The 13,433-nt window shown below is 47.0% G+C and carries 11 protein-coding genes and 1 rRNA gene; 8 read left to right on the forward strand and 4 right to left on the reverse strand.

What is annotated here, in order from left to right:
* A 16S ribosomal RNA gene (locus tag KWJ01_RS24220) occupies window positions 1-205 on the reverse strand; the annotation flags it as partial.
* A gap of 1,466 nt (window positions 206-1,671) precedes the next feature.
* Here KWJ01_RS24220 and KWJ01_RS24225 point away from each other — a divergent pair.
* The 4 genes from KWJ01_RS24225 (at window position 1,672) to KWJ01_RS24240 (ending at window position 6,436) form a co-directional block, all read left to right on the forward strand.
* The gene (locus KWJ01_RS24225) at window positions 1,672-3,855 is read left to right on the forward strand and encodes a S46 family peptidase (RefSeq protein ID WP_224999719.1); all 2,184 of its coding nucleotides are present in this window, start codon (window positions 1,672-1,674) and stop codon (window positions 3,853-3,855) included.
* Between the two features lie 161 nt (window positions 3,856-4,016).
* Window positions 4,017-4,625: a sigma-70 family RNA polymerase sigma factor gene (locus KWJ01_RS24230; protein WP_224999720.1), complete on the forward strand. Its 609-nt coding sequence runs from the start codon at window positions 4,017-4,019 to the stop codon at window positions 4,623-4,625.
* A complete protein-coding gene (locus tag KWJ01_RS24235) occupies window positions 4,625-5,470 on the forward strand; it encodes an anti-sigma factor domain-containing protein (RefSeq protein WP_224999721.1) in 846 nt (281 codons plus the stop codon). Before KWJ01_RS24230 ends, KWJ01_RS24235 begins: the two co-directional genes overlap by 1 nt.
* Before the next feature lie 159 nt (window positions 5,471-5,629).
* Complete coding sequence (locus KWJ01_RS24240; RefSeq protein ID WP_224999722.1) at window positions 5,630-6,436, forward strand: hypothetical protein; 807 nt, start codon at window positions 5,630-5,632, stop codon at window positions 6,434-6,436.
* 125 nt (window positions 6,437-6,561) lie between these two features.
* On the opposite strand, the gene KWJ01_RS24245 is transcribed toward KWJ01_RS24240, so the two are convergent.
* The 3 genes from KWJ01_RS24245 to KWJ01_RS24255 all read right to left on the reverse strand — a co-directional run bounded on the left by KWJ01_RS24245 (window position 6,562) and on the right by KWJ01_RS24255 (window position 9,327).
* Complete coding sequence (locus tag KWJ01_RS24245; RefSeq protein WP_224999723.1) at window positions 6,562-6,885, reverse strand: DUF721 domain-containing protein; 324 nt, start codon at window positions 6,883-6,885, stop codon at window positions 6,562-6,564.
* Window positions 6,886-7,047: 162 nt separating this feature from the next.
* Window positions 7,048-8,004 carry a c-type cytochrome gene (locus KWJ01_RS24250; RefSeq protein ID WP_224999724.1) on the reverse strand — a complete coding sequence of 319 codons (957 nt, stop codon included), beginning with the start codon at window positions 8,002-8,004 and terminating at the stop codon, window positions 7,048-7,050.
* Between the two features lie 192 nt (window positions 8,005-8,196).
* Window positions 8,197-9,327 carry a DNA replication/repair protein RecF gene (locus KWJ01_RS24255; protein ID WP_224999725.1) on the reverse strand — a complete coding sequence of 377 codons (1,131 nt, stop codon included), beginning with the start codon at window positions 9,325-9,327 and terminating at the stop codon, window positions 8,197-8,199.
* A 157-nt stretch (window positions 9,328-9,484) separates the two neighbouring features.
* Here KWJ01_RS24255 and pdhA point away from each other — a divergent pair, with 157 nt between their 5' ends.
* The 4 genes from pdhA to KWJ01_RS24275 all read left to right on the forward strand — a co-directional run bounded on the left by pdhA (window position 9,485) and on the right by KWJ01_RS24275 (window position 13,209).
* Window positions 9,485-10,525, forward strand: a complete 1,041-nt coding sequence (gene pdhA, locus KWJ01_RS24260; RefSeq protein WP_224999726.1) for a pyruvate dehydrogenase (acetyl-transferring) E1 component subunit alpha — start codon at window positions 9,485-9,487, stop codon at window positions 10,523-10,525.
* A gap of 60 nt (window positions 10,526-10,585) precedes the next feature.
* The gene (locus KWJ01_RS24265) at window positions 10,586-11,296 is read left to right on the forward strand and encodes a tetratricopeptide repeat protein (RefSeq protein ID WP_224999727.1); all 711 of its coding nucleotides are present in this window, start codon (window positions 10,586-10,588) and stop codon (window positions 11,294-11,296) included.
* 94 nt (window positions 11,297-11,390) lie between these two features.
* Window positions 11,391-11,885: a 6,7-dimethyl-8-ribityllumazine synthase gene (gene ribH, locus KWJ01_RS24270; RefSeq protein WP_224999728.1), complete on the forward strand. Its 495-nt coding sequence runs from the start codon at window positions 11,391-11,393 to the stop codon at window positions 11,883-11,885.
* Between the two features lie 4 nt (window positions 11,886-11,889).
* Window positions 11,890-13,209, forward strand: coding sequence for an aspartate kinase (locus KWJ01_RS24275; RefSeq protein ID WP_224999729.1), 1,320 nt, complete (start codon window positions 11,890-11,892; stop codon window positions 13,207-13,209).
* Window positions 13,210-13,433 lie beyond the last annotated feature (224 nt).

Here is a 13,433-nt window from a genome sequence, read left to right on the forward strand (position 1 = left end):
TTAATCATATCCTCATGCGATTCAATGATGCCATGGGGTATTAATCCGGGTTTCCCCGGGCTATCCCCCAGTATAGGGTAAGTTGCATACGCGTTACGCACCCGTGCGCCGCTCTAGGTCTCCCGAAAGAAACTTGCCGCTCGACTTGCATGTATTAGGCCCGCCGCTAGCGTTCATCCTGAGCCAGGATCAAACTCTCCATTGTATATGTGCTTTACATCAGTTAAACTGATGTGCATTCTGTACCTGACCTTTCAGTAAACTGTATGATCAAATAAAAGAACACAATGTGTCATTTGCATCCCGAAACTCTCAAAGTGTCTTAACGAAGTTTGTTCCTACTGCTGATTCTCATCAGTAAATAAGACCAAAGTCTTCACTAAGCGGTTTGCTGTCAAAACATCTATTCAAAGAACTTTTCAGATTCCCTCTTATCACTATCACTACTGATAAGGCTTCCTCTCTTGTAGTTACTATCTATTATAGTAGCTATGTCTCTATCTCTTTCTATCGCCTCGGCTCGTTTGCCTGGGCTGCTCTTTTTCCAAAAGCGAGTGCAAAGTTAAGTAAGTTTCGCCTCTTATGTCAAGCTTTTTCCAGAGAAAATTTTCAGAAGTTTCTAACCTCTTCCCTCTTCTTTCGTTTAGCTTAACTGCTAGTGATCTTCATCCTTATGCTTATGCTAAGGTAAACATCCCTTGCTCCTCATTCGCTTTCAGTATTTCAATACCCGGTCCTGCGACCGCTTTCTTTTATTTCCCCCAGCCTGCTGCCGTAAGGGGAGTGCAAAGGTAGAAGCTTTTTTCCTCTTTGCAAGTGGCAAAGAGGAAAATATTTGAAGTTTTTTCTACTCCTTTTTTCAAGCTCTTCTGCTTGTGCTTTCACCACTTTTACATAAGGGCGCCTCTAAGGCGGCAAGAGTCTTAACCTCTGCTCTCTATGCTAAAGTTCCGGCTTTGGCTAAACTTTTTCAGATCTTCCTTAGAAGATAGAAGATATCAAAAACTAATATCTCTGCTGCTTCTAAGCTGAATCTGCCAAAACTCTCCTGCCGGTGCTGCTCTTTGCTTCACTCTTTCAATGCTTCAATCTTTTGCCCTTAGCTCTTTTGCCCGGGGCGCTTATTTATAACTGATCCAAGGCTTCTGATAGTTCCTGGGAAATAGACATTTTCTTGTCTTTTTCCTAAGACCTTGTACTGCTTCAGACTTCTTTTAGCCTGGTGTAGTATAACTATCTGAAGATGCTGTGAGTTCCCGGAGGTGAGAATTTATTCTTGCTCTCCTGGCTCCCTGCACTCTCCTTTTCAGGGGACGCAAGAGTCTTAACCTAATGGCTGTACTGCCGGTTCCCCTATCCAAAGAAAATCTTCAGGATCTTTACAAAGCTTTCAATCTTGTCTTTCCCTCCTGCCTTTCGCTGAAGTGGAGTACAAAGGTAAAGGCTCCCGATCCTGATTTCCTAGTGCTGTTTCAGGTATTTATTTTTTGCCGTTTTGGCTATTCTCTATTGCTAGTTTGCCCTCTCCTCATTCTCCCGCTTAATCTTTGGCTTTCATTATTACCAACATTCACATTATTTTCTGTTTGATGCGTTATGGAAAAAGGAAAAGGGCATAAAATTATTTTAATTAATTTCAGCCCAAAGAATTATCACCATTATATAATGTATATGAAGAGGATACTGTTGCTATTCCTGGCGCTCTGCCTGTCTCCGGCTTTGTGGGCAGCGGAGGGCATGTGGTTACCCCTGATGCTAAAGGCACTGCAGGATGATATGCAGGCGCAGGGGATGAAACTTACAGCCGAAGATATTTATAGTGTAAACCAAAGTAGCCTGAAAGATGCCATTGTTTCGTTTGGTGGCTTCTGTACTGGTGAGTTAATTTCCGATGAAGGTTTGATCCTTACCAACCACCACTGCGGCTATGGTGCAATCCAGGCTCATAGTTCTGTACAGGACGACTTGCTCACCAAAGGCTTCTGGGCGATGAACAAGGAGGAAGAAAAAGCGAATGCCGGTTTATTTGTTACATTCATTGTGCGGATGGAAGATGTAAGTGAACAGGTACTGAAAGGAATTGCGCCTGATATGCCCGAAGCTGAAAGAGAAAAGCTAGTGGCTGCGCGTATCAAAGAAATCTCCAGGGCCGCTACCGAGGGCACCCACTACGGTGCAACCATTAAGCCCTTCTACTATGGCAATGAATACTATATGTTCATTACCGAAACTTATGAAGATGTTCGCCTGGTAGGTGCTCCCCCCTCCTCTATTGGAAAATTTGGAGGCGATACCGATAACTGGATGTGGCCACGCCATACCGGCGACTTCTCCCTTTTCAGGGTATATGCCGGTCCCGATGGTAAACCTGCCAAATACTCTCCAGAGAATAAACCATTAAAACCCCGCCACCACCTGCCTGTTTCCCTTGATGGTGTACAGGAAGGTGATTTCACGATGGTCTTTGGTTTCCCCGGCCGCACTCAGCAGTACCTGACCTCACATGCTGTAAAGCTCCTGATGGAGCAGACTAACCCGCACCGCATCAACATCAGGGATAAGCGGCTGGAGATTATGGGCCGACATATGAAGGCTAATGATACTGTTCGCATTCAGTATGCCAGCAAATATGCCGGCGTAGCCAATTACTGGAAAAAGTGGATGGGCGAGAACAGGGGGCTGCACCAGCTGAATGCCCTGCAGGACAAGCAGGCACTGGAAGCACAGTTTACGGCATGGGTGCAGCAGAACGCAGAGCGCAGGGAAATGTATGGCAACTTACTTAACCGTTTTGCCGAACTATACCAGCAACAGGAGCGGATTGGATTGGCAGACACCTATCGGAGAGAAGCACTCTTAGGAGTAGACCTGATTCGCCTTGGCTCAAGCTTTGCACCAATTGCCTCTGGCAGTATGCCAGCTACAGACTTTACCACGCAGCGCGATCGCTACGATGCAGCCTTGCAGCGCCATTTCAAAGATTATAATGTGGCCACAGACAAAGAGCTGTTTGTGGACATGCTGCTGATGTACAAGCAAAATGTACCCAGCGAGTTTCAGCCGGAGTTGCTACAAAAGATTGACGCAACCGAAGCGGCTGTAAAAGCATATGCAGATAAGGTGTACAGCCAGTCTATACTTAGTTCACAGAAAAGAATGCAGGAAATGCTGGCTACCTACAATCCTAAGGCAACGGCTAAGAAGCTTCGTAAAGATCCGGGCTTTGTATTAGCCAGGGCTATTCAGGACATCTATGAAAAAGAGGTTGCACCGGTATTTGCCAGCACAGATCCGGAACTGGAGCTGCTGTACCGCCGCTTTGTAGCAGGTCTGCGCCAGATGCATCAGGATAAGCTGTTCTATCCTGATGCCAACAGCACCATGCGCGTTACCTATGGCATTGTAGATGGCTCTACACCGCAGGATGGGGTTAAATACCGCTACTACACTACGCTGGAGGGTATCATGGAAAAAGAGGATCCCAGCAACGAAGAGTTTATTGTGCCCCAGCGGTTAAAGGAAATTTACCAGACCAAAGATTATGGCCCCTACGCTAATGAAGATTACATGCCTGTTTGCTTTATTGCCTCAAACCATACTACCGGCGGTAACTCCGGCAGCCCGGTGATTGATGCAAGGGGCCGCCTGATTGGCCTTAACTTTGACCGCAGCTGGGAAAGTACCATGAGCGATATCAAGTATAGTCCGGAGATATGCCGGAACATTGCTGTAGACATCCGCTACGTACTGCTCATCATTGATAAGTTTGCCGGCGCCACTCACCTGGTGGAGGAGATGACGCTTGTTGATGAAGCCGCTGCCACAGAAAAAGTAGAATTATTAGAAGTAGATTAAGCAAACAAGAAGCTGAAATACCGGAGCCCTTTCAATAGTTGAAAGGGCTTTTTTTATGTTGAATGACAGGCCAGCCCTGTTCGCTTCAAAGCCCATTCTAAAGCTATTCCTATACAGTATGTATAAGCTGACTTAGAATTTGATAAACAAGGGTGACTCTAGTGAGGCTTTTTTATTCTCAAATCTTTGATTTACCTTGGACAGCAAATAGCTTATTTCTGAAAGCAGCAACTCCCCATATAGATGAACCTCAACTGGTAGCCCGCCTGAAAGCCCGGGATAAAGATGCTTTAGGTTATCTTTATGACCATTATTCGGCTGCTATATATGGTGTGGTGTTGCGAATTGTAAAGAAGGAAGATATAGCAGAGGAGGTAACACAGGATGCCTTCATGAAAATATGGAACAACATTGGCCAATATGAGGCCAGTAAAGCACGTTTATTTACCTGGATGTTTAACCTGGCTCGTAACCTGTCAATCGACAAACTGCGCAGCAAGGAAATAAAGCGGGAGCTAAAAACCGATGCTGTTTCCGACAACGTATATAGTATAGACAACCAGCACCACAATCAGCAAAAAACAGATACCATTGGTATAGTAAAGCTCCTGGAGCATTTGCAACCCGAGCAGCAATTAGTAATAAAGTTGTTGTACCTGCAGGGATACACTCAATCTGAAGTAGCGGAAGAATATGGCATTCCGCTGGGAACAGTTAAAACGCGCCACCGCCTGGCCATGATTCATTTACGAAAACTTGTTGGAGAGTAGTGGATATACAAGCTTACATATCATCCGGTATCCTGGAATCCTACGTGCTTGGCGAGCTTTCTCCATCAGATGCCCTGCAGGTTGAGGAAATGGCTGCCCGCTATCCCGAGGTTCGCGAAGAGCTACAGCTGATAGAAGAAACCTTAGCTGGGATAGCACAGGCGGCAGCCGTTACACCCAGGCCTGGCCTGCGAGCTTCCATATTGGAAAATATTGCAGCAGCTGCTCCTGATGCGGTAGTACCCCCTGCAGCAGCAGAGCCTGCAGCTGCGGCACCTGTACGCCCGTTACAGCCTGCAGAACCCGCAGTTCTTCCTCAAAAACAGTATTCCTGGCTAATGGCTGCCAGCATAGGCCTTGCCATTATGTCTTCGCTGGCAGCACTATTTTTCTGGAGCCGCTGGCAGGATACCGAACAAAGGTTAGCTTCCATGATAGCACAGAATGCTGTAATGGTGCAACATGTATCCACTCTGGAAAATCGTACCCAAGGTATGGAGCAAACCCTGGCGGTACTAACAGATCCTTCCTATAAAGCAGTGCCTATGGCCGGACTGGCCCCTGCTCCTGATGCACAGGCCATTGTGTACTGGAACCCGGCCAGTGCAGAAGTTTATTTAAACGCAGGCAGTTTACCAGCAGCCCCAAGTGGCAAACAATACCAGCTTTGGGCAATAGTAGATGGAAAACCTGTGGATGCTGGTATTTTTGATGCAACAGGTCTGCAGCTGAAAAAAATGAGGCAGATACAAAACGCCAGTGCCTTTGCCGTTACCCTGGAACCAGCCGGTGGCAGCCCTAGTCCTACCATGGATCAGATGTATGTGATGGGTGCAGCATCTTAAACTATAAAAATCAGCTCTGTTAATAATACCAATAGCCTGGCCCGCGCCAGGCTTTTCTTTTGCGCCGGGTATCTATTTTATTTTCAACTGCTGAAATCCGGTTAACCCGGATACTTCGTAGCTACTCAAAATTCTTGTAGAACTAACTTTTTATTAACTATGCTACGACTAAGCAACAAACTAACTTTTTTAGGAGCAAGCCTCCTGGCATCTATCAGCTTTTTAGCTGCCTGTGAAAATGATGAAGCAGAAATGCCCGTAATGCCTGATGGCCCCACCGGCAGCCTGCAGGTAAATGACCAGCTGCTTTCTTCAAATAAAATAATAGTACCCGCTATTACCATGAGCAAAACTGGCTGGGTAGTGGTGCATAAATCTACTGCAGATGGTGGTCCGGTGGTACCCGCCATTATATCGGTACCCAAACAGCTAATGACCGGCACCAGCAGTAATGTGGAAATTATGCTGAAAGATGAGGTAATGCTGGAGGATGGAGAAACCCTGTGGGTGATGCTCCATACCGATGACGGGGTGATGGGAAGCTATGAGTTTGATGGACAGAACGGACTCGACGGCCCCATTATGGAGGGCGACATGATTGTGATGGAGTCTATTGAAGCAGGCTCTCCGATGATTGTGGCAGAAGATCAGGCTGTAATGAACGGAATGGTAACCATAGCGGAGGTGAACGCTGCAGTAGATGGCTGGTTGGTAATCCACAACGACAACGGCAGCGGGCAACCCATTATTCCTGAAATTATTGGAAAAACATGGGTGGAAGCCGGCAGCAGCAGTAACGTAATGGTGGCGCTAGATGAGGGGGTAATGCTTCAGGCAGGGCAAAAGCTCTTCCCGATGCTGCATGTTGATTCGCCCGCCAATGAAACATACGATTTCCCTGATAATGGCGACGCGCCGGAGATGTTCGGTACAGGGATTATTATGGTAGACTTTACAGTTCAGTAAAGCATATAAGCTGAAAAAGCTCCTCTGCTTTAGCCAGGAAAAGCTGCCTCTGTTGGGGGCAGCTTTTATATTTTTTGGCAGTGGCTCTTAGGCATACGGTAGAAACATTACCTAAAGCATAGGGCTCAGATAAAGATTACTTCTTCCAGCAGGCCTTCGCCATATTCGCGACTAATGATTTCGAGCACCTTGCGCTTGCTGTTGTTCAGTTCGTGCTTAAGTGGGGCAGAGTTAAGCTCTACAAACAGCACCTTATTGCGTACATAAATTTTACTGGTGCGATTGGCAATTGGCGCTCCCATGAGGCGCTCCCACGAAGCAACCAGGCTGGCTTCGTCGAAGCGCGCCTTTATCTTATAAGTTTGCAGCAAGTCCTGGAGGGCCTCACCTATGGTATAGGTGTTGGTGGTGCTGTTTCGGCGGTTGCGATATTCTGAAGAGGAGCTCATAGAACAAAGATACTAAATGGAAGCTGGCAAAACAGGCACTGCTGATAAATCTATACTATTAATGTATAGGACAGAATGCACTGTTGCTAAACCTGAAAAAAGCGCAGAAGTTATCAAAAGCAAATAAGCCCTGCCAGCTGGCAGGGCTCCATGATGCGCTTATTACATAGATGATCGTTTTACCGGATTATTTACAGGCGGAACAGTCTGGAGGTAAGCAAAGATTGCTTTTGCTTCATAATCTGTAAGCTGTGGATAAGGCATCATTGGGTAACGCAAGGCAGGCTCCCCATCTTTCATACCATACTTTACTGCTTTAATGAATTGCTCTTCAGTCCAGTTACCAATGCCTGTTTCTTTATCGGGTGTAAGGTTCATGGTTAGCAATTCTTTACCTTTCAGATCAAGCATTTTGTTTCCACCGGCCAGAAAATGATAACTATTTTCCGGAACCATCACATCCAGCTTGGTAAAGTCGCCGGAGTGGCAGGTCCAGCAATCGAGGTTAACGGTGAGGTAACGGCCATAAGCCACCAGGTCGGTGCTGTCTGGTATGTTGATGGCTGTGGTAGGAAAAGGCAGTGGCTTGAATTCGATGGTAGACAGAAACTTGGTCATGAATGAGGGCTGGCTGGGCACGCTGGGTATTTCAGATGCTCTTACCATTTCATCGTCAGACCGTAAAAAGGCTACAATGGAGGCAATGTCTTCATCAGACATATGCGGCAACTTGGCCATATAAGGCGGTGCATAGCTGCCATCTCGCTTAATGCCTGTGCGCAGCAGGTAAATAATTTCTCCATCCGTCCACTCGCCAATACCATAGGTTTTATCCTGCGTAATGTTAGGCGCATGTATTTCGCCGAATACAGGAGGCGCATCGCTCATATGTTTTCCTGTAAGACGCTTGGTTTCTGCATTCATATGGCAGCCGGCACAGAGCATCGTGGCAAGCTTTTTACCTCTTGCAATGCGCTGGGGGTGGATTTCCACGCTTTGCTGGAGTACTGGCTTATCATAAGTAGGAATTCCGCGCAGCTGAATGAAGAGCGCGCCGGCACCAATCAGCAGCACAACAACTGCAAAGCCGGATAACAGGTAGCGTAATGCTTTTTTCATGTGGCTAGGGGTGGTAAGGGGTAGAACGGGAAAAGAAAGGCTTTATAAGCCCTGATTTATAATCAGGAGTATAAAGGCCATTTCTTAATATAAATATTATAATTTAATCTTAAACCGTAAAGGCATATGGTTAAATTATTTATAAGTTATATCCAAAACAACCTGCCAGGCTTTGCCGGGAATCAGCTGTTACTAGTCCCTTAACAACGTTTGTTCATCTACAGGAACAGCCGTTCCTTTCTCTACATAAAAATATACTACCTCACTCTCTGATAAATCTTTGAATAAGCGGGCAGAACGCTCCGGCCGGGCATCCGTTACAAACAGTTGTCCGAAAGCATGGCCCGAGACAAGTTCCATTAACCTGGCCATCCGTCTATCATCAAGCTTATCAAAAATATCATCTAATAAAAGTATAGGCTTGAAGCCTTTGTGCTCACGCAGCAGATCGAACTGTGCCAGCTTTAGTGCTATCAGAAAGCTCTTTTGCTGACCCTGCGATCCGTACTTCTTCAAAGAAAAGCCATCGATCTCAAAGGCATAATCATCCCGGTGAACGCCTATGCGGGTTCGCTGCAGGGCAACATCACGCTGCAGGTTATCCTGCATTAGCTTCTCCGGGTTTGTATCATCTAAATTAGTCTCGTACCTGATAAAGACCTTTTCTTCGCCATCGGTAAGGTTGCGGTAGTGGTGTTCGAACAGAGGCATGTACTCCTGCATAAACAGCCGGCGCCGCTCCAGCAGGGGCAGCCCATACTGCAGCAACTGAAGCGTAAATGGCTCCAGCAGATCGTGTTGTACCCTGCCCTGGTCGGAAAAAGTTTTTAAGAGGCTGTTGCGTTGCTTGAGGGCATGGTTATAGCGCAGCAGGTTTTGCAGGTAGGGCGAATCGATCTGTGAGAGTATGCCATCGAAAAACTTGCGGCGGGTTTCACTTCCCTCCCGGATCACATCTGTATCATTAGGGGCAATAAGAACAATAGGATAACGGCCAACGTGCTCGCTAAGCCGCTCATATTCTTTTCTGTTTCGCATCACCAGTTTACGCTGGCCCTGTTGCAGGCTACACTGCACAGTATCAACATTTTCCTCACGTTTAAACCATCCGCGGATAACCATTAAGGCTTCTTCGTGCTTAATACTATGGGCATCGGTTGTATGAAAGGCGCTTTTAGTCAGGCTCAGGTAATAAACAGCATCTAGCAGGTTGGTTTTACCACTGCCATTTGCGCCCACCAGACAATTGATGTCCGGCGAAAAATCCAGCGATAAGTCGGGATAATTTTTAAAGTTTAGCAATTCCAGCTTTTGCAGATGCATTAATTATTTTCTTCTATTGGGTTTTTCCCTTATTTTCGCACAACCCTGGCAACAGCATAAACATTTAGCTTTATAATTGTTTTGCACAATAAGCAAAGCCTGCCAGTAAATACCCCTGCAGCCGCTATGGGGCGACAGCAGCAAATTGAGAAAACCTATGGCAACAACAAAGAAGGCACCATCGAAAAAGACGGAAAATAACGGAGCTGAGGGCAGCTTCTCTAAAGAAACATACCTAACCTGGTTTGAGAGCATGCTCCTGATGCGCAAGTTTGAGGAAAAAGCAGGGCAGCTCTATGGCCAGCAGAAAATCCGCGGCTTCTGCCACTTGTACATTGGTCAGGAAGCCTGCGTTGCCGGCGCAGTTTCTGCACTGGAAGAAGGCGACAAATATATAACCGCCTACCGCGACCACGCACATCCACTGGGGCTGGGCTCCGATCCTAAAGCCATCATGGCTGAATTGTATGGTAAGGCTACTGGTATCAGCAAAGGTAAAGGTGGCTCCATGCACATGTTCGATAAAGAAAAAGGATTTTTTGGCGGTCATGGTATTGTGGGCGGTCAGGTACCGCTGGGTACTGGTATTGCCTTTGCCGAAAAATATATGAAAACAGGCAAGCTGTGTATTTGCTACATGGGTGATGGCGCCGTACGCCAGGGTGCTTTCCATGAGGCCCTTAACCTGGCCATGACCATGAAGCTACCGGTTATTTTTGCCATCGAAAACAACGGTTACGCCATGGGTACATCTGTAAAGCGTACCTCAAACGTAACAGAGCTTTACAAGCTGGGTTCGGCCTATGATATGCCAAGTGAGCCTGTAGATGCCATGAGTGTTGAGGAAGTGCATCACGCAGTAGCCAGGGCGGCAGAGCGTGCCCGCAATGGCGAGGGTCCTACCCTGCTTGAGTTCCGCACCTACCGCTACAAAGGTCACTCTATGTCAGATCCGGCCAAGTATCGCACTAAAGAAGAGCTTGAGGAGTACAAGTCCAAGGATCCGATTGAGCAGGTACGCATGACGATTCTAGAAAAAGGCTATGCCACCGAGGCCGATCTGGAAAAGATATCTGACAAGATTAAGGAACAAGTAGCTGAATCAGTGAATTTTGCAGAAGAATCTCCGTGGCCAGATGCGTCTGAGGCCTTTATAGACGTTTATGTACAGGAAGACTATCCCTTCATTAATGATTAATAAAATATTTCTAAATAATTGAGGGATAATTAGTACATTTGCAGCCTTAATTAGTTTGTAATGGCAGTAAAACAAAGTAGACCGAACAAGCCGGAGCAAGAGCATGTGTATGAGAGCCCGGAGGCGCTTCGCGATCGTTTGGCTCGTGGCGAGTCTTTTATCGAAAAGAATCGTAAATGGGTTTTTATTCTGGGGGGTATAATCGCTTTGGTTATAGCAGGCCTTTTTGCTTACAACTATTGGCAGGACAGGCAGAGCCAGAAGGCACAGGAAGAAATGTTCCAGGCTCAGTTTTATTTTGAAGCCGACGATCTTGACCGCGCCCTGAATGGTGATGGTAACTATCCTGGCTTCCTGGAGATTGTAGATAACTATGGCAGTACTGAAGCCGGTAACCTGGCTAAGTTTTATACAGGCCTGATTTACCTGAAAAAAGGTGAGTATCAGCAAGCCATTGATTATCTGGAAGATTTCAGCTCTGACGATCTCCTGGTGCAGGCACGTGCCTACGCACTTACCGGCGATGCCTACCTTGAACTTAAGCAGTATGACAAGGCTGCTGATCTATACACACAGGCTGCCAATTATAAAACTAATAAGTTCTTTTCTCCTATCTACCTGGAGAAAGCTGCTATTGCCCATGAGCTGGCTGGTAACAACCAGGCTGCTTTAGAGCGCTATACTGAAATTACTGAGAAGTATTATGGTGCCAATGAGTACGAGAATGCCCGAAAACAAAAGGCTAAACTCGAGGCTATGGCATCGAAATAAGCTCTTTGTATAATAAATTTACAAAAGGGATAAGGTGCCAGACACTTTATCCCTTTTTCTTTTTTAAGCCCACAAGCAATCACCACTATACCCTATGGCATCTTCTTTAAAAAACCTAAGCTCCTACAGCAGTAAGAACCTTGTTGACATTAGCCACAAGCGTTTTGGCATCATTGTTTCGGAGTGGAATGATGAAGTAACCGAAGCACTATATCATGGGGCCTATCAGACCCTGCTGGAGCATGGCGCCAGGGAAAAGAACATTATCAGCCAGACAGTACCAGGCAGTTATGAACTAAGCCTGGGAGCCCAATGGCTGGCAGAACGTTCCGATATCGATGCTGTTATCTGCCTTGGCTGCGTAATTCAGGGAGAAACCCGGCACTTCGACTTTATATGCGATGCCGTTGCCCATGGCATTACCAACGTAAGCTTAAAATACAACAAACCTGTAATATTTGGCGTACTCACCCCCGATACCCACCAGCAGGCACTGGACAGAGCCGGCGGAAAGCATGGCAACAAAGGCGATGAAGCCGCCATTACAGCAGTGAAAATGTTAGGCCTAAGACAAAACCTAGAACAATAGCAAAATGAGAGTAATTAAATTCGGCGGCACCTCTGTTGGTAGCCCCGAGCGCATGAGCACCGTTGCAGAACTTACGCTGCAGCAACCACAGCCCGTAGTGGTTGTATTATCTGCCGTATCAGGTACTACCAATGCCCTGGTAGAAATGGCAGCCCTCGCCACAGAAGGCCGCCACAAAAAAGCCCTTATTCAGCTGGACCAACTGCAGGAGAAATACCTGGCTTTTGTACCTGAACTGCTCAAAACAGAAGCGGGCAAGCAGCAGGGCAATGATATTCTGAAGGACCACTTTGGCTGGCTGGAGCGCTTGCTTAGCAAGGAAGGCTTTGGCACCGTAGAGGAAAAAGAAGTACTGGCACAGGGAGAGCTGCTTTCTACGCGTTTATTCTCTGCTTTTCTGAAGGAGCGCGATATTAAATCTACCTTACTGCCTGCGCTTGATTTTATGCGCATAGACCAGTGGGGAGAACCCGAAATAGAAACTATTCGTGAGCTGGTATTGCCCCTGCTGGGCGAAAATCCAACAGGCATATACATTACCCAAGGCTATATTTGCCGCAACCACCGCGGTGAGATAGACAATCTCCGCAGGGGTGGCAGCGATTACACTGCTTCTCTGGTTGGGGCCGCCTTAAGAGCAGATGAGGTTCAGATCTGGACAGACATCAGTGGTATGCATAACAACGACCCGCGCGTAGTGGCCAACACAAAACCACTGGCACATATGTCGTTCGATGAGGCCGCAGAACTTGCTTATTTCGGTGCAAAAATTCTGCACCCCAGCAGCATCCTGCCTGCCCAGAAATATAACATCCCCGTACGTTTGCTTAACACCATGAAGCCACAGGATGAGGGCACCCTGATCAGTGGAACAACAGAGGAAGCCGGCATTCGGGCCATTGCTGCTAAGGATGGTATCACAGCCGTAAAAATCAGGAGCGGCCGTATGCTGATGGCCTATGGCTTTCTACGCCGTGTGTTTGAGGTATTTGAGCAGCATCGCACTCCTATCGATATGATCACCACTTCTGAAGTGGCCGTTTCACTTACCATCGACGATGCTACCAATCTTGATGCCATCACCAAAGCCCTGGAAGCTTATGGCACTGTAGACGTCGACCGGGAGCAAACCATCATCTGCATGGCTGGCTACAACCTGATCAACCAGCGTGGTAAAGCAGCCCAAGCCCTCGAAGCCGTGCAGCACCTGCCCGTCCGCATGATTTCCTATGGCGGCAGCAGGCATAACCTGTCGCTGCTCATTCCATCGCAATACAAAACCGATGCCCTACAGAGTTTGCACAGGAGACTCTTTACAGAGTAGAATAAAACCTGCTTTAGAAGCAAAGAAAGGACTGCCAATCAGCAGCCCTTTTTTTTGCTCATTACCTTGTGGGCCTGCAGCACCAACAGACGATGCGAAGAAGATTGAACATCATCAGCTAAAGGACAAACGTTGCTCATAAGGCACAGGCACAAAAAAGGCCCTGGAGTAACTCCAGAGCCTCTAAGTCATGCATCTCTTATTCTTATAAAGCAGCCTTGGGG

Origin of the sequence: Cesiribacter sp. SM1, from assembly GCF_020178975.1 — a bacterium.
Taxonomy (GTDB): domain Bacteria; phylum Bacteroidota; class Bacteroidia; order Cytophagales; family Cyclobacteriaceae; genus Cesiribacter.

What these genes read in the sequence shown, in the direction of transcription:
- KWJ01_RS24225 (WP_224999719.1), top strand. Translation starts at nt 1,672, where the DNA reads ATGAAGAGGATACTGTTGCTATTCCTGGCGCTCTGCCTGTCTCCGGCT.
- KWJ01_RS24240 (WP_224999722.1), top strand. Translation starts at nt 5,630, where the DNA reads ATGCTACGACTAAGCAACAAACTAACTTTTTTAGGAGCAAGCCTCCTG.
- KWJ01_RS24245 (WP_224999723.1), bottom strand. Translation starts at nt 6,885, where the DNA reads ATGAGCTCCTCTTCAGAATATCGCAACCGCCGAAACAGCACCACCAAC.
- KWJ01_RS24250 (WP_224999724.1), bottom strand. Translation starts at nt 8,004, where the DNA reads ATGAAAAAAGCATTACGCTACCTGTTATCCGGCTTTGCAGTTGTTGTG.
- KWJ01_RS24255 (WP_224999725.1), bottom strand. Translation starts at nt 9,327, where the DNA reads ATGCATCTGCAAAAGCTGGAATTGCTAAACTTTAAAAATTATCCCGAC.
- pdhA (WP_224999726.1), top strand. Translation starts at nt 9,485, where the DNA reads ATGGCAACAACAAAGAAGGCACCATCGAAAAAGACGGAAAATAACGGA.
- KWJ01_RS24265 (WP_224999727.1), top strand. Translation starts at nt 10,586, where the DNA reads ATGGCAGTAAAACAAAGTAGACCGAACAAGCCGGAGCAAGAGCATGTG.
- ribH (WP_224999728.1), top strand. Translation starts at nt 11,391, where the DNA reads ATGGCATCTTCTTTAAAAAACCTAAGCTCCTACAGCAGTAAGAACCTT.
- KWJ01_RS24275 (WP_224999729.1), top strand. Translation starts at nt 11,890, where the DNA reads ATGAGAGTAATTAAATTCGGCGGCACCTCTGTTGGTAGCCCCGAGCGC.